The 17176-nt window shown below is 49.9% G+C and carries 14 protein-coding genes; 5 read left to right on the forward strand and 9 right to left on the reverse strand.

All coding sequences use genetic code 11. The annotated features are described in order from the left end of the window. Window positions 1-15 precede the first annotated feature (15 nt). On the reverse strand, window positions 16-1590 hold the full coding sequence (pstA, locus tag ABD028_RS23010) for a phosphate ABC transporter permease PstA (RefSeq protein ID WP_343847668.1): 1575 nt from the start codon (window positions 1588-1590) through the stop codon (window positions 16-18). After that, the gene (locus ABD028_RS23015) at window positions 1583-3802 is read right to left on the reverse strand and encodes an ABC transporter permease subunit (protein ID WP_343847669.1); all 2220 of its coding nucleotides are present in this window, start codon (window positions 3800-3802) and stop codon (window positions 1583-1585) included. Before ABD028_RS23015 ends, pstA begins: the two co-directional genes overlap by 8 nt. Window positions 3803-3903: 101 nt before the next feature. Here ABD028_RS23015 and ABD028_RS23020 point away from each other — a divergent pair, with 101 nt between their 5' ends. From ABD028_RS23020 to ABD028_RS23035, 4 genes are all read left to right on the forward strand, one after another. Beyond that, window positions 3904-4407, forward strand: coding sequence for a glycine cleavage system transcriptional repressor (locus tag ABD028_RS23020; protein WP_102795841.1), 504 nt, complete (start codon window positions 3904-3906; stop codon window positions 4405-4407). A 131-nt stretch (window positions 4408-4538) separates the two neighbouring features. After that, window positions 4539-6620 (forward strand): polyphosphate kinase 1, encoded by a 2082-nt coding sequence (gene ppk1, locus ABD028_RS23025; protein WP_343847670.1) that lies wholly within the window; start codon window positions 4539-4541, stop codon window positions 6618-6620. Beyond that, on the forward strand, window positions 6617-8146 hold the full coding sequence (gene ppx / locus ABD028_RS23030) for an exopolyphosphatase (protein WP_343847671.1): 1530 nt from the start codon (window positions 6617-6619) through the stop codon (window positions 8144-8146). The genes ppk1 and ppx overlap by 4 nt, the downstream gene beginning before the upstream one ends. 228 nt (window positions 8147-8374) lie before the next feature. After that, window positions 8375-8647, forward strand: coding sequence for an HU family DNA-binding protein (locus tag ABD028_RS23035; RefSeq protein ID WP_102795844.1), 273 nt, complete (start codon window positions 8375-8377; stop codon window positions 8645-8647). A gap of 46 nt (window positions 8648-8693) precedes the next feature. Here the strand turns inward: ABD028_RS23035 and ABD028_RS23040 are convergent, their stop codons facing one another. From ABD028_RS23040 to ABD028_RS23050, 3 genes are all read right to left on the reverse strand, one after another. Further along, window positions 8694-10556, reverse strand: a complete 1863-nt coding sequence (locus ABD028_RS23040) for a methyl-accepting chemotaxis protein (protein WP_343847672.1) — start codon at window positions 10554-10556, stop codon at window positions 8694-8696. A 94-nt stretch (window positions 10557-10650) separates the two neighbouring features. After that, window positions 10651-11562: a porin gene (locus tag ABD028_RS23045; protein WP_343847673.1), complete on the reverse strand. Its 912-nt coding sequence runs from the start codon at window positions 11560-11562 to the stop codon at window positions 10651-10653. A gap of 72 nt (window positions 11563-11634) precedes the next feature. Beyond that, window positions 11635-12741, reverse strand: coding sequence for a PQQ-dependent sugar dehydrogenase (locus ABD028_RS23050; protein WP_343847674.1), 1107 nt, complete (start codon window positions 12739-12741; stop codon window positions 11635-11637). 197 nt (window positions 12742-12938) lie between these two features. Here ABD028_RS23050 and ABD028_RS23055 point away from each other — a divergent pair, with 197 nt between their 5' ends. Further along, window positions 12939-13391, forward strand: a complete 453-nt coding sequence (locus tag ABD028_RS23055) for a hypothetical protein (RefSeq protein WP_343847675.1) — start codon at window positions 12939-12941, stop codon at window positions 13389-13391. Window position 13392: 1 nt separating this feature from the next. Here ABD028_RS23055 and ABD028_RS23060 read toward each other — a convergent pair whose 3' ends face one another. The 4 genes from ABD028_RS23060 to ABD028_RS23075 form a co-directional block, all read right to left on the reverse strand. Then, the gene (locus ABD028_RS23060) at window positions 13393-14601 is read right to left on the reverse strand and encodes a methyl-accepting chemotaxis protein (RefSeq protein WP_343847676.1); all 1209 of its coding nucleotides are present in this window, start codon (window positions 14599-14601) and stop codon (window positions 13393-13395) included. 121 nt (window positions 14602-14722) lie between these two features. Continuing rightward, window positions 14723-15505: a YggN family protein gene (locus tag ABD028_RS23065; protein ID WP_343847677.1), complete on the reverse strand. Its 783-nt coding sequence runs from the start codon at window positions 15503-15505 to the stop codon at window positions 14723-14725. 107 nt (window positions 15506-15612) lie between these two features. Continuing rightward, window positions 15613-16095 carry a PAS domain-containing protein gene (locus ABD028_RS23070; protein WP_102795850.1) on the reverse strand — a complete coding sequence of 161 codons (483 nt, stop codon included), beginning with the start codon at window positions 16093-16095 and terminating at the stop codon, window positions 15613-15615. Between the two features lie 2 nt (window positions 16096-16097). After that, window positions 16098-17093: a response regulator gene (locus tag ABD028_RS23075; RefSeq protein WP_102795851.1), complete on the reverse strand. Its 996-nt coding sequence runs from the start codon at window positions 17091-17093 to the stop codon at window positions 16098-16100. Between the last annotated feature and the right edge of the window lie 83 nt (window positions 17094-17176).

Raw genomic sequence — 17176 nt, forward strand, 5'->3', positions numbered from 1 at the left:
TGCATTACTCCAGCCTCACCAATGTCCTGCCATAGCCTGGTATTGGCGGCGTAACCTGGACCGCACCATAACCGCGACAATATTCAGGGTCATAACCACCAGCAGCAATAACAGACAAGAAGCAAACATCATTGAAGAACCGTGACCAATACTGTTGCTGTGAAATGCACCATCATAAATCAACACACCAAGATGCATAAATTGCCGGTCCAGATGTAAGTAAGGAAATTCACCATCTAAAGGCAGAGTTGGCGCAAATTTTACCGCACCGACCAACAGCAACGGGGCTACTTCACCGGCGCCTCTGGCGATGGCCAGGATCACGCCGGTCATAATGCCTGGGCTGGCCATAGGAATAACCGTACGCCACAGCGTTTCAAACTGAGTGGCGCCCAGGGCATAGCTGCCTTGCCGCAGGCTATTGGGCACTCTTCGAAGACCTTCTTCTGTTGCCACAATCACCACCGGCAGGGTTAACATGGCCATGGTCAACGACGCCCAGAAAATGCCCGGCGCTCCAAATGTGGGCGCTGGCAGATGCTCACTGAAGAACAGTTTATCGATATTGCCACCGACCTGATAAACAAAGAAACCCAGGCCAAATACCCCATAAACAATAGATGGCACTCCTGCCAGATTGTTTACACCAATTCGAATCAACGAAGTCAGCGAGTTTTCCGGTGCATATTCATTCAGATAAATGGCTGCCATGACCCCAAGAGGCGTCACAATCAAGGTCATCAACAACACCATTACCACTGTGCCAAACAGGGCAGGAAAGACCCCACCAGCGCTGTTGGCGCGCTTAGGCGTATCGCTGACAAACTCCCATATATTGGACAAAAAGGTCGCAAACCGCTGCACCGCGGTTTGCTGGTTGATTTGCTGATACTTTTCCACTTCCCAGAGGGGGAGTGCATAAGACTGGCCTGAATCAAACAGCAGTTGCAATTCAAACTGGGTCATTTGGCTGCGACGGCTTTTAAGTTCCGCCATCAGCGCAGCGAATTCATCCTCCAACTTGACTCTGGCTGGCGCATCCACTTCAACGCCGCGTCGGTCGTACTCGGCCAGTAACTGGTGTATGGCGGCTAATCTGCCCTGTTCGATGGCTGAAATTGCCGCCACCTCAGCACTGACATCTTGCAGCACATTGGGCAGACGATTGATGTCCACCGCCTTACCTGCAAATGTCAAACCGTTCAGCCTGGCAAACAATCTATTGCCACTTCTTAGCTGAACATCAATTAAATCAGGCAATGCCAGCAAGGTTATAATCTGTTCTTGCCTGAGCAAATGCTGCTGGTCACTGAACTGATACAATTTTGCCTGGTTGAACAGCCAACGTTTCTGGCCTCTTGTGGTGATAAAGTCCCGCGACAATAAGGTCGCATACATCTGTTGTGGCTGATCTTGCTCATCCACATAACTCACCTGATACAACGGATTAGGCCAGAAATGTTGCATGCCTTTAACCAGCATGATCCCGACCATGCCACACAGCAGCAACAGGATAATCGCCACCAGCGCAGCCCCGCCGACTATAGGTAGGCCATCTTTTTGTCTGGCGAAAAAGCGGCGCTTAAACACTTTGATAATGCTTCCGTAGTCTGCCCCTTACCAATTCGGCCAGGGTATTGATAATAAAGGTAAAAACAAATAAAAGCAGGGCGGTAAAAAACAGCACCCTATAGTGGATACTGTTGACCTCAGACTCGGGCAATTCAATGGCGATATTGGCGGTAAGAGACCGCATACCAGCAAACACATCCCAGTCTGCTACCGGCGTATTGCCGGTGACCATCAACACAATCATGGTTTCACCAAAGGCCCTGGAAAGTCCCAGAATAATGGATGAAAAGATACCAGGATACGCTGCAACCAATACCACACGCCGCAAGGTTTGTGCTCTGGTGGCGCCCAGCGCAAACGAAGCCTGACGCAGGTGCCCTGGTACCTCGTAAATGGCGTCTTCTGCCAGGGAGTAGATACTGGGTACAATTGCAATGCCCAGCGCCAGAGCCACCACCAGCGCGTTTTTACTGCTGTGATTGTCCTGTCCTGGGAACCAGCCTTGTGGCCATAACCAGTCCTGCGCCACACCGCCCAGCACAAATGCCAGCCAAGCCAGAAAAAGCACCAGCGGTATCATCAGTAGCAATTCCCAGCCGGATTGCCAGCGCAGTGACATACCTCGGGATAACGGCTTTTGCACCAACGCCAGCAGCAACAGGCTGATAGGTAAAAAAACCAGGAACAGCAGCATACCCAGCAGATAATCCTCAACAATGGGAATTAACCAGATAGCGGCGATAAAGCCTATAACCACGGACGGTACGGCCTCAAGCAGCTCAATGCCGGGCTTCAACCAATTACGTAACCTGGCAGGCACAAAATAAGCGGTATAAATTGCGGCACCGACCGCCAATGGAATCGCAATAATCAATGCCAACAAGGCAGCCTTCAAACTGCCAATCACCAGAGGGACAAGACTGTATTTGGCTTGACTGATGTCCTCAGCAGCGGAGGACTGCCAAACATAATCCGGCTGGGCATAACCTTCATACCAGACTTTTTGCCAAAGACTCTCAAAACTGACAATGGAACTGATATTGTCAATTCGCCATTGCTGCACGTCATGCTCATTCCAGTTGTAAAGTCGCGCATCAACCAGCCATATGCCCTTACTGTTTGCCACGCCCTGGTGTTTGGCCAGAACCTCACCGGTACTGCTTAAGAACAGCCACAACTCACCCTGTTTGCCAAGCAATACCCCTAAATCCTTACCCTGCGCCATTTGCAGCGCCTGAACCTCTAATGGTTTAGCTAATGCGTAAATTGGTCTGAACCGAAACTGGCCGGCATCATTGAAACCTGACCATTTTTCAACCCTGTCGTCGGCAAAACCCAGCAAAAACGCTTTGTCACCGGGAAAAGACAGCAGCTTTTGTACCGGCGCAGATAATGTAAGACTGTTACTTTGAGTCGGGCTGCTAAAGGTCAGTTGAGCAGCATTGGCCTGGACCGCCAAGGTCAACGACGGCAGCAACAACAAGTGCTCTGAGGCAGGCAAACTTTGTTTAATTACCTGTCCGGCCTGCAGACGGGAAACCCAGTAAAGCTGCCAATGTGTCTGGCCGGGCACGGCAATACCCAACCAGTCTTCTGACAAGGCAACCTGCCAGGTATTTGCCGGTATTTTTTCCGGAAGTTCGGGAAGATACAGCGACAATTGTGGTTCACGTAACACCTGCTCACCGACACGAGTCAGGCGTTCCATCCGCAACATACCTTCGCTGGTCAGCGTCGTCAGGTAACGTCCACCATGGTAGTGCAACGCTTTGACCTTGGTATGGCAGTCCAGTGGCAATTGTTTCAAAGGACTAAGCTCCGCCCCCTGCTCGGCCTGCACCTGAAAAAACGCCAACTGACAATCATTGCCCCGGGTTATCAGCGCCCGTTCCTGCTGAAGGTCTTCCAGTAACAGTACCTCTTGAGCCGGTAATTGCCAGACGGCTTTGGGAGTCAATGAGGGAGATAGAACCAGAGGGGCTGTCACGTATAACAAATGCCATATCAGCATGGCCAGGGTGACCAAAACAGTCAAACCACCAAAGGTAATAATACGCGCCGCCAGCCGATCCCGGGTTAAACGGCGTCCCAGGCCTGGTGATGCTGTCTGAAATTCTGCTTGCACAAAACAACCGGTCAATACTGAGCTGGCCACATTGTAAAGGCCACCTGAGCGAATTACTAACTGTTTGACCCTTGGCTGATTTGCGCCGCTTGCCGAGCCAAGCATTAAGCTGCTATTTATGTGAATTGGTATTATAGTTTGCTCATCCGGCGCACAAAGGTCCCCACCATGCGCCGTCCCGCCTTTAGGTTGCACAGGAGAATAAGATGGAATCAGTAATTTTCACCCTGATTGGTAAAGATAAACCCGGCATTATGGAGGCAATATCCCGCACGGTCAGACAACTGGAGGGAAATTGGCTATCCAGTAACTTTGCCCATATGGCTGGCCTGTTTACCGGTTTTGTTCAGGTACAGTTACCTAAAGACAATGTGCAACCACTATTAACTAAACTGGATGCGATGCCAGAGCTGAATATTCGTCTGGTGCAGGGTGATGCCCCAGCAGAAACCCAGACGCAGCAGGTTAACCTGGAAATTATGGGTAATGACAAGCCTGGCATTGTGCAGGAATTAACCAGAGTGCTGCATCAATTCAACCTGAACATTATCAAGTTCCAGTCCCATTGTGAGCCAGCCCCCAACTGGGGGGGGAATCTGTTTAAAGCCAATGTGGTGATCGAGATCCCACAAGACTTCGATACCGATCCACTCAGCGACGCACTGGAACAGATAGCCAATGATCTGATAGTCGATATAGATTGGGAGTGAGGAGCAAGATGCTGTTACCGCTTTAGCACAAAAGTGCTGATCGGCCTCCTCTCATCGTCATAAAAGCTTCATATTAACCGGCTGGCACTGTTGCTAGAATTTTGCGAATTTTCATCGCCGTAGCGAAAAAGATGAACACCAATACCATTTACTATCCAAAGGAACTGAGCTGGCTGGCCTTTAACCAGCGGGTCTTGCAAGAAGCTGCAGATAAGCGTAACCCCATTGTTGAGCGTATCCGTTTTCTGGGCATTTACTCTAACAATATGGACGAGTTTTACCGGGTCAGGGTGGCTGATGTAAAACGCCAGATCTACATTCACCTGAATGACCAGAATACCGAGGCCGCCCAGCAAACCAAAGAACTGATGGATAAGATCCAGGAACGGGTGCTGGTCATGACCGATGACTTCGAGCGCATTCACGCCGAAGTGGTGGCGCGTCTGGCCAAGTACCAGATCTTTCTGATTGCTAAAGATGAGTTGGACGGCTACCAGACCCAGTGGCTGAAGAGTTATTTCCAGAACAAAATTCTGCGCTATATGGCACCGGTGCTGCTAAGCAACAAGGTGAAACTGGTCGACAGGCTTAATGATGCCGCCACTTACCTGTTTGTCGCCATTCGTAAGGAAGAGCAAAAAACTCAGTATGCCTTGCTGGAAGTGCCCACCGAATATATGTCGCGTTTTGTGCTGATTCCGCCGGAAAAGAGTCGTAAGAAAAAACATATCATCCTGCTCGACGATATTATCAACCTGTGTCTGGAACAGATATTCCGCGGCTTTATCGATTTCGACAGACTGGAAGCTTATTCCTTTAAAATGACCCGTGACGCCGAATATCGCATCAACGATGAAATTGATGAAAGTTACGTGGAGAAGATGTCGGAAAGTATGAAACAGCGCCTGATTGCCGAGCCGGTGCGCTTTGTCTACGACGGTGACATGCCAGCCGATATGTTGGAGTTTCTGAAAAAACAGCTCAAGATCTCCAGTTACGACAGCCTTATTGCCAGTGGCGCCTATCGCAACTTTAAAGATTTTATCGGTTTCCCCAATGTCGGCCGTGAGTATCTGGAAAACCCACCTCTGCCAGCCATTAACACCAGGGAATTTGCCGATCATCACACAGTGTTTGATGCCATCAGCAAACGCGATATTTTGCTGTACTACCCTTACCACAGGTTCCTGCATCTCACTGAATTTGTGCGCCAGGCAGCCTTTGACCCAAGCGTTAAGCATATTCGCCTGAATATCTACCGGGTTGCCAGCAAGTCACGCATCGTCAACTCGCTGATAGACGCGGTAAACAACGGCAAACAGGTGACAGTGGTGGTGGAGCTGCGCGCTCGTTTTGATGAAGAAAACAATATCGAATGGTCCAAGACCATGACCGACGCAGGAATAAAGGTGATTTTGGGTATTCCTACCTTAAAGATTCACTCCAAGCTTTGCGTTGTCAGCCGTGAAGAACATGGGCAGCTCGTCCATTATGCCCATTTTGGCACCGGTAACTTCAACGAAAAAACCGCCAAAATTTATACCGACTTCAGCCTGTTCACCCGCGATCAGGAGCTGGCCCAGGAAGCTGTGGATGTGTTTGATTTTATTCAATACCCATACCGTCGCTTCAAGTTCCATCATTTGCAGGTATCGCCGGTAAACGCCCGCACGAAAATCCAATTGTTAATCCGCCAGGAAGTGCAGAATGTCAAAGAAGGACACAAGGCCCAGATCCTGCTCAAGGTGAACAATCTGGTGGATATACCACTGATTGATGATCTTTACCGCGCCAGCCAGGCCGGGGTAAAAATTCGCGCCATTGTGCGCGGTATGTGTTCATTGGTGCCAGGTGTCAAAGGCCTGAGTGAAAATATCTCGATTATCAGCGTAGTGGACAGATTCCTTGAACACCCCAGGGTGATGGTATTTGAAAATGCCGGCGACCAGAAAGTGTTTATCTCCTCGGCCGACTGGATGACCCGCAATATGGATAACCGTATTGAGGTAGGTTGCCCGATTTTAGACCCGGTATTAAAGAAACGCGTCCTGGATATTCTGCACATTCAATTTAAAGACACCATTAAGGCAAGAGTGATAGATCAGGAACAAACCAACAAGTATGTGCGGCGAGGCAACAGGAAAAAGTTGCGTTCCCAGGTAGAAATCTACGATTATCTGAAGGCTCTGGAAGTCGACAATAATAATCCATGAACCAATTAGCCAATGCCTTTTCCGACGTGGAGGCCAGAAACGTTACCCATGTAGCAGCACTGGATATGGGCTCAAACAGCTTTCATCTGGTGGTTGCCAGGATTAACGCCGGTAGTGTGCAAATCCTCTACAAAGTCAAACAAAGGGTCAGACTGGCGGACGGCCTGGACAAAGAAGGATACCTGGACCAGGCCGCCATCGACCGGGGCATTGCCACCTTGCAGCAATTCGCTGACAGCTTGCGGGGGTTTAACCCCGATTCGGTGCGCATAGTGGCCACCCATACCCTGCGTAAAGCACATAATGCGCGAGACTTCATTCGTGCTGCCCGTCAGGTATTGCCTTATCCGGTGGAAATCATTTCCGGCGTCGAAGAAGCGCGTCTGATTTATCAGGGCGTTGCCCATACCACCGAAGATACCGGCCAGCGTCTGGTCATTGATATCGGTGGTGGTAGTACCGAATTTGTGATTGGTAATGGCTTTAAACCGTTGTTAATGCGCAGCCTGCAGATGGGTTGTGTCAGTTTCACCCAGCATTATTTTAAAAATGGCGAGTTGAAAAGTAAGGCCTTTAACCGCGCCATCACTGCCGCCAAGCAAGAGCTGGAGATGATTGACCGTAAATATCGGCAATTGGGCTGGGAAGTGTGTATCGGTACTTCTGGCACCATTAAAACCATCGTCAGTCTCGCTCAGGAGGTGAATCCCGAGCTAAAAGGCGCCATCGTCACCCGCCAAGAACTGAAGAAACTGCAGGATGCCTGCGTCAAAGCAGAACATATGGATAAGCTTGGTTTTAAAGAGCTCAGCGATGACCGCCAGCCCATTTTTGCTGCTGGACTCGCCATACTTATCGCCATCTTCGAAAGCCTGGATATCCAGCAAATGGAGTTTTCTACGGCCGCCCTGCGTGAAGGGGTGATCTACGAAATGGAAGATCGCCTTGAACATCAGGACATACGTGAGCGCACCGCCGAAAGCCTGGCGGTACGTTATGATGTCGACACCGAGCAGGCCAGGCGGGTATTGGCCACAACCATGGCCTTGTATCAGCAACTGGCCGATGACTGGGAAATCCGTAGCGCCGAGCTACAAAGCCTGCTTGGCTGGTCAGCCTTGCTGCATGAGGTCGGATTACAGATAAATTCCCGTGGCGTTCAGCGCCATTCCGGTTATATACTGCAAAACGCTGATTTACCGGGTTTTAATCAGGAGCAACAAGATTTGTTGGCCACCCTGGTTCGTTTTCATCGGAAGAAGATAAAAACGTCGGATTTTCCGGAATTTTCCCAGTACCGTGTCGAGCAGGTACAAAAACTGGTTTGTATCTTGCAACTCGGCGTACTGTTAAATATCAAACGTTTGGATGATTTTTTGCCCCAGATCAGGGCAAAAACCAAGCAAGATAAGTTAATACTGGAATTTGCCGACGACTGGTTGCAGAATGCGCCTCTGGTAGTGGCAGACTTGGAACTGCAAGCGGAGTACCTGCAAGGTTGCGGGATCCGGCTGGTTGTGCGTTAATGGCATGTGCCGTTAATGAAAAATGTCATACCTGTCCGGCAGATTTGCACCACTCGTGACACTTTGTACGAGTGGCAAAGGTGTTAAAGACTGTGCCGATAGCCAGTTGAGGTATAAAAATGCTGACCTTGGGTCGCAAAGCTATACCTCACAGGCGTCGCCAATGAATTGGGTATGGAGTAGCTTATCTCCAGCCCACTATCAACATAAAACAAAAGGAAGCATCCAATGAATAAAACTGATCTCATCAATGCAATTGCTGAGCGCGCCGACATCTCCAAAGCCTCTGCAGGCCGTGTTATTGACGCCTTCACTGGTGCAGTAACTGAAGCACTGTCCAGCGGTGACGAAGTGGCTATCCTGGGTTTCGGTACTTTCAAAGTATCTGAGCGTGCTGCCCGTACAGGCCGTAACCCTCAGACTGGTGCCACCATCAACATCGCAGCCTCCAAACTGCCTTCTTTCAAAGCCGGTAAAGCCCTGAAAGACGCTTGCAACTAAGCATTCTTGTGGACACGGCGTGCCGTGTCCTCCTTTTCCATCCGTTTCATACCTTAAATCGATTAACCGACGCCTTCAAATTTGCCGCCTGCTCGGCCACCATATCGCTGGCTTCTTTGTTGTGAATAGAGGCAGTGTTGACCTGTTCAGCCAAATCACGAATCTGCACCACATTTTTCCCTACCTCGGCTGCGACACAGGATTGCTCTTCAATGGCTGTTGCCACTTGAGTGGCCATTTCCATAATACTGTTTAAGTCACCGGTAATACGGGTTAGCAACTCCCCCACCGTACTGGCTCGCTCTGCCGCTTGTTGTCCTTTGCCATGGCTGCTGTCAACTGACTGCACAATCGCCTGGGTACGTTGCTGCAGGCTGTCGACCGTCTTGGTGATCTCTTCTGTACTTTGTTGTGTGCGGGTGGCCAGGCTGCGTACCTCATCGGCGACCACGGCAAACCCCCGGCCCTGCTCACCGGCTCGTGCCGCTTCAATGGCGGCATTCAAAGCCAGTAAATTGGTCTGTTCGGCAATCCCACGAATAACATCCAATACCGCACCGATAACCTGGCTTTCTTTTTCCAGCTCCGCCACCGCACTGGCTGAGTCGGTCAGTTGATTGGCCAGGTCACGGATTTGCACGACACTTTGCTGTACTTCACTGGCACCGGTTGAGGCAAAACTGCTGCTGTCTCTGGCCTTGCCTGCGGTATTTTCGGTATTGGTGGCAATCTCGTCTATAGTGTGGCTCATTTGCGTCACCGCCGTTGCCACCATATCGGTTTCCTGCAATTGGCTGCGCATGTCATTAGCGGTTTGTTCAGCACTTTGTGCCAATTCGGTCGAAGCATCGTTAAGCATGCTGACCGAGCGATTAATGTCGACCACGACATTGCGAAAAGCTTCTACCAGCAGGTTCAGATCGGCAGCCATGCTGGCCAGCTCATTACGTCCTTCTACTTTGAGCTGAAGAGTAAAGTCATTCTCGTTACGGATACGGTGCACGGTGTGGCTCACCGTCTGAATAGGGATAATAATACTGCGGGCGATAAGCCAGGCCAGGGTTGCGACTAAAACAGTGATCACAAGAGTCAAAAGGCTGACCAGCAGATTGTTGAACGACATGGCCTGCTCAATCTCATCGCGGGTGCGCTGCATAACCGCATCCAATACCTCCTCGGTGCTTTGAATGGTGTTACGCAATTTGCCGCGAATGCCAGACTTTTCGTCCAGCCCTATGGCTTGCTCAGCCTTAACCAGTTGCTCGAAACCCTGTGCATAGACGACAGACAATTCCTGCAGTGCTGTTTTATTGGCATTGTCCAGATTACTCTGGCCTATAGCATCCCGTAACTTAGCCAGGTTGGCCTGAAAGTCCTGTAAATACTTCAAGTCCCGACGCAACATAAAGTCCTTCTCATTACGTCGTAGTTGTAACATATTGACCAGCAATGCAGATTGGTCGGCGCGTTTAAGTTCCTGCTCAATGCCATGCACTGCTTTACGTAAGGCGCCATACAAACCATCTTCATGATCCAGGCCAATGGTTTTTTGTTGCTCCACCAACTCATGCATATTTTGCCCGTAAGCGGCAAAGGTATCCTTTAGCTGCATTAATTCTGTGTCTGGCAGGTCAAACTGCTGGTAATAGCGCTGCAAAGAGCGGGTCAGCGCCTGCACCTCCTGCAAGGTCAGGTCGAAGCGTTCGATATATTTCAGATCTTTTCTGGCCAGAAAGTCCTTCTCATGGCGTCTTAACATCAGCATACCAGTATTAAGTTGCTCGGCCTCGGCCTGTGCTTGTGCCAGCGTACTGAGCGTAGAAGAAGAATACCGGGATAAAATGAACATCAGCACAATAGCTACCAACACGATGGCGGCATTGCTGAATAATCGATTCTTAATGGTCATAACAGCTTACTCCTGCTATCTGTAGACAGTTCTGCTGACTGCACCGCGCCCCAAACACGCTGGCTTTGTGACAGATGCCATAGCCAAAATGAGTTTAAAAGCGCAACTCTACACCCAGACCCAACCAGTTCATGTCCGGTAAGGCCTGTTTGTCCTGCCTGGTGACAAAAGTGAATAACTTAACTTGCTTGGCCAGCTTATAATCCAGTGCACCAGATAGGCTCCAATCGTCTTCCATGGTCTGGTACTGCAATTTGAACGCCCACTGCCCCAGAGTATAGGCGCTGCTCAGTAGCCAGCCATTTCGATTGTCGCCATCGCTCTGTCTTTTCTGGTGTTGCGCCATGGCTCCCCACACCCAGTCCTGCCATTTGTAGTGAGCCGCCAGGCGCTGAATGTCATAACCGGCGACATTGCTGTCCATTGCTACCGCCAGGTAAAGGGGTGTTGCTTTAAGCTCTGCATCACCATAGCCAAGCGCGGCGGAATAAGTGGAGGCCTGCTCAGCGCCACCAGCGATAAAGGTGCCGGAAAGTTGCCAGTGTTGCCATTTAGGACTGCGGTAGGTCAGGGTATCAGAAGGGCGGTTTTCGCCACGCCAGAGGTTTTTAATATCCCCTTGCAGGTCATTAAGCTGGTCAATCTTAGCTTGTGAGGTCTTAAGCACTGTGTCCTGGCGGCCCAGCGACACCTCGCCCCAGTTTCCGCGCAGCCCCACATATTGATTGCGTGAGGTGATATTGTCGTCACCGGATAGGTCGGCCAGATCCACCTGCCACTCCAGCAAATAAAAGGCACTGAGATCCCCATCCAATGCCATTTCACCTTTTATCCCCACACGGGAAGCGTTGCTTTTAATGTCACTGAAACGCCCCTCGCCTTCATCCGCACTAAGGTAAGAGACATTCAGCTTGGCATAGAAATTAAACTGTTCCGATGCGGCGTTTGAACCTCTCGGCCAGAATAAGCACAATGTTATCAGCAGGATGTAAATCCATCTGGTCATAGTGAACCCTTGGTTTACCGTTAAACCAAGTATGTACCAAGATGAAACTTTTATGACATTTACATGACAAAATCAGCGGCGGATTTCCAGCACTTTGCCATTTTCACCATCGCTCAGTAGATATAGCTGGCCTTGTGCACCAATATGAATATCTCTGAGGCGACCGGCGATGGCGCTGAATAGTGCATCCTGTCGAACCACGACTCCTTGCTGCAGTACCACACGTCTGACGTCATGGGACACCAGCGTGGTAGACAGTAAATCACCCGTCAGTTCAGGAAACATTTGCCCCCGATACACTACCAAAGAGGAAGGAGCGACAGACGGCGTCCAGTCCACCAGCAGATGTTGCATACCAGGGTAGTCTCTAAAAGGGCTAATGTTGGCCCCTGAATAGTCTTTACCCTGAGTAATAACCGGCCAGCCGTAATTTTTACCGGCGACTATCTGATTTATCTCATCACCACCGGCTGGCCCATGTTCATTGGCAAATAAGCGCTTTCTAATCGGATCCCAGGCCAGTCCCTGTGGATTGCGATGTCCAAGGCTGTACAGGCCGTCCGCACCGTCACTAAACACAGGATTGTCTGACGGAACACTGCCGTCATCATTAAGCCGTATCAGCTTGCCCAGATGGCTGGCAGGATTTTGTGCCTGCTCGCGATAATCAAAACCGTCACCACTGGCAATGACCAGACTGCCGTCCCCCAGAAATGCCATACGCGCACCATAATGCACCGGGGTGGCCTTGGCTGGCATGGCGGTAAAGAGTATTTGCGACTCAGTTAAACGCCCTTCCTGCAGTCTGGCTCGCATCACCCGCAGGTGATTGGCCTCGGCATTACCATGGGCATAGCTGATATAAAGCCAGCCATTACTGGCATACTGCGGATGAAGAACTAAATCCATCAGCCCTCCCTGTCCTTTAACAAACACGTCAGGCACGCCTGATACCTTAGTCACCTGGCCCTGTTGGTCAATCAGTTTCAGTGCGCCGGTTTTCTCGGTAACCAGTAATCGCCCATCCGGTAGCTCAGCCAGCGCCCAGGGATAGTTCAGGCCGCTTGCCCGCACCTCTACTTGAAAGGCTCCCATCGGCTCATCCACCGCCAGCGCAGGCAAAGCAAAGATACTGACAAGCAAAGCCAGGGCTTTTTGCAGGTATAGGTTAAATGTCATTGTCGCTCTCACTAGCACTTTATAACACATACAGAGCTGGTTAATTGCTCATCAATATGATACTTATTCTTTGTTTTTCAAGATAATACCAATTTCGGGGATTAGTAGGGGCGGTTTATCTTCAGAGCAGACACTTTCGTTTAAATCTCCCCACCAAAACAGGGAAGAAGCGTAATTACAATAAAATAGGGGGTACCATGCCTGCATGGTTGGTCTTGATGTTTCGCTTTTTTCTGGCCTGGTTGGTCTGTTTTACATTGGCCAGCCTGATGCATAGTCAGTTTGTACTGGCCGGATTGGCCCAGCAGAATATTACTATCAGCTTCTCTGATCGTTACCAGATGACGCTTAGCGACTGGTGGGGATTATTGCCAACTTACGGGGTCGTCATTGCCATAGGTTTAGCATTGGCCTTCGTAGTAGTGGGGCTACTCAGACGACATTATATGCGCTTACCTGCCTGGCTTTATGCCCTGGCAGGCTTTGTGGCCTTGCTGAGTATACATCTTGCCATGCAGCCAATTATGGATATCACCCTAATTGCCGGTGCTCGTGGCGAATTAGGTTTGTTGGCCCAGGCCCTGGCCGGATTGGCAGGGGGATGGATATTCTGCCTTACCACCCCCAAAGCTCAGCGATATTTTAGCTGACTTACAAGAATCGATGCAGTTTCTTCTGGGTGGTTTCGGTTTCCACTTTTAATTCCTGGATTTCGTTTTCCACCTGCTGCATGTCGTAGCGGATCTCCGCCCCTAGAGTGGAAATATTCGCTACAGACTCATGCGCGGCATCATAAGTGCGACGCAACGCATGCACGGATTCACCAATGGCCGCCAGGCGCTGGGTATTTTGTTCCAGTTGTTCCACCATCTGGCCAAACTGGTCATTGGTATGAGAGATATCCGCTTGTGCCTTGCCTGCCACTTCGGTGAGCTTAACCGACTCCTGCTGGGTGTTTTTCACCAGGCCTTCCATCTGATTAATAAAGGTATTGATTTGGCCGGTCGCTTCATTCACTTTAACCGACAGAGTACGCACTTCATCGGCCACCACCGCAAAGCCGCGTCCAGCTTCACCTGCCCTGGCAGCTTCAATGGCGGCGTTCAGGGCCAGCAGGTTGGTCTGATCGGAAAATTCCTGCACCATTTTCAGAATATTACGAATATTGTCGGCATTGTCTTTCATACCACCGACCGTGGTATCAAATTCCTTAAGCAAACCGTCGATGTCACTGATATCACTGGACAGTTGCACTAAGCGGGTCATAGAAGATTGTGCCGCACCCAGGTTGTCCTTGGTGGCATCGGCCACCTCATCGGTACGATTGACAATCGCCTGAATTTCTTCGTTTACCTGTTTACTGGAGGCAAAAATATCATCGCTGATTTTGTCCTGGCGGCGGGCATTAGCTGAAGCGTTATTGACTTTAAGCAATACCTCCTGGTTTTTGGTACTGGCCCCAAGCGCGTGATTACTGATGTCTTTCAACAACGTCGAAAGATTGTCCACAAAAGTATTGTAGCCATCTGACAACTGGCGGAACTCATCGTGGGTAAACGCCGGCAGATGACCGGACAGATCGCCCTGCTTATGATTGATTTCATCCAGATTCTTAACCATGGCCTGCACTGGGCGCACAATCAGGTAATGCATGTAAAACAAGGTAAACAGAAAAACCAGTACACTCAGCACCCCAAGTACAATATGCAGTACAGAGGACTTAGCCCAGCCGGACTCGGAAAATGCCAACCACAAGGCCACCACCTGAAACAGGTAGAGGAAGGTCAGATTACCGATTATCTTCCTGGTAAGGGTAAAGAAGAAAGTCTTCTCAATAAAAAGATAGAGTTCCCGAAACATTCCCACTCCTGAACGATCTAGGGCGCGACTGATAATAGTAGCCCATAAGATAACCGATATTCATGATACATATCATGTTTTTAGTCACGGCTAACAGGAATGTTATCGTCCATGGCGAAGATCACTTAAGCGGTTTAGCATCTCCGGTAACGATCAAATCATAAGGCGCTAATGCGGGTATACTGCGGCGTAATTCTTCTTCCACCCCGTCCAACCGCTTAATTTCGTTGCAGAACCATTCGGCTTTGAGGCGCAGAGTATTGGCTTGTGGAGCAATGTGTTTTTCAATCTCAGCGCCCATGTTTTCCAGCTTGGCAGACAACATTTCCATACGTTTTTCCAGCGTGGCATCGCCCTGAGCAGGCAAACCGCCAATGGCGGATAAAATGCCACCGACAGAGGTGGTCAGGGCTTCCTCAATCTCGCTTTCCAACTGGGCATCCATTAACTCATCAACGTTTTCCAGGCTGCGAGGGCCAATATAATAATTGTCGCTGGCACGGATAAACTTGGTTTTAACCTTTTGTTTGACCCGCCACAACGCTTTCTGCAAACGTTCGTAGCTTTCATGATCGCTGCCCACCAAACCTACGTAAACGTGATCCACCGCGCCGATGGCCAGATCCACCCCTTCACTGGCCAGCAATATCACCTTTGGCACAGCATAATGCAGGCCATTGGCCAGCTCCTGCAGCTTTTCCTGTTGCTCGGCTGGCAGTTCAATCCACTCGCCGCGCACAATCAACTGCTTGCTCTGGTTAATCTGGTAAAGCGTACGTGACTTGTTGATAACCCGAATATAGCGGTCATTGACCGCCAGGCCGTATTGCAGATCGGCTTCGCATTTAAAGGCTGCCTGGACCGGCAACGCCATCAAGCCCAACAGCACAAACAACCATCTCACATTCAATATCCAATTCGTCGCCACTGCTTATATTCTGCCCCGACATTGGTAATTGGCATAGGCACAGCAGACCAGCACAATAAAAAACGAGGTAACTGGCAAGCCTGTCAGGTCCTTTCATGCCACTCGTTAAGTGTCACCTGGGCAGATTCCAGCATTTTCTTACTGGCCGCCACATCAGTGACGTCGTAGATCATCATACAGATGTTATCCACTTTGCCCGTTGTGCTGGTAAGCGGCGACAAGGTGATATTCTGATACATATTGTCTTCGGTACCGGTTAATGGCCGATAGTTGGAAAACTTAAACACATAAGGCCGCTGTTCCCAGATGATAAACGCGCGGTTTTTTAAATCGAAGACCGGACGACATTTATTGCTGAACCACTTTTGGTCTATTTCCGGAAACAAATCAAACAGGCACTTTTCCCGCACCTGACTGGGCAACAAGCCAGAATGGGACTCCATAAAGCCATTCCAAAGCTTAATGTTAAATGCCCTGTCCAGCACCACCAATCCCACATCCACCGTCTGTAGCATGTCCATCATCCAGTGGAACTCGGTCATGTCGCTGAGGAGCTCTTTACTCATGCTCAGTCCTCCAGCAAATGCGAAAGTTTATGGTTAAGCACTTTTAACGACTCCTCAGTGAGCAGCAGTATCAGGTCGCATTGCACTTTGTAGCCTTCCAACCCGTAACTTAGCTCAATGGCCAGCGTACGCCGCCAGCGTGCTCTATTGGTATTGATCAACTCGGTGATATTGCGATGCTGCCCCAATACCACCGGGTGGCCCTGACTGAAATGCATATCCAGTTGGGTCGCCAGACCATTTAAACAGGTACCAATCAGAATATTGGCCGCATCCATTAACAGTTCGAGCTGAACTCTGTCGTCCACTTCATCTTCAATATTGAGTATTTGGGCCACGTCACTGAAACTGGAGTCACTGAGTATGAACAGCGCTTCACCACATACTCCAGCCCCCACAAAGCCCTGACAGATACCGGACACGGTTTCTTTGTCTTCGATGTCCTGCAACATCATGGTTAGTTCAGAGGCTTCAATCAAATTGACATTAGGGATTGGCAGCTTAACAAACACATTAAGAATACGGGCCAGATGGTCACCTGCCTGGCCCATAGCGATATTAGTGATCTCCTGGTAGCAGTCGCGAAGGTTAGGATCCAGTCGGTCTAATTGTGGTGCGGGTGCAACTTCCTGTTTGGCAAACAGTTTATGCTTGCTTAATAAGGCGCTAAGCACATCGGGTTTAATAGGTTTTTCAATAAACTCTAAAGCCCCGAGCTTCTTTACTCTTTCATGGGCCTCGGGCTGAATATCACCCGAAATAACGATCACGGCGGTTGTCAGGCCATGACTCTGAATATGTTCCAGCACCTGATAACCGTCCATTACCGGCATATTCAAATCCAGCAGCAGCAATTGTCCTTTGCCTTCTGCCAGTGCCGCCACCGCTTCCTCACCATGACGGGCAAAATGTACCGCAACGTCCCAATCCTGCGGCAGGCACTTGGCGACTTGTTTGCGCGCCACTTGCGAATCATCACAAATCAGTACGGAGAACATATAAGAAACCTGCTGATTCTACAAAAAGGTCGATTGACCACCAGGGACAGTCCGCCGAAAAGCATATTTTCGTGCCGACCTAA

It is taken from the genome of Bowmanella denitrificans, from assembly GCF_039522935.1.
In the GTDB taxonomy this organism is placed as follows: Bacteria; Pseudomonadota; Gammaproteobacteria; order Enterobacterales; family Alteromonadaceae; genus Bowmanella; species Bowmanella denitrificans.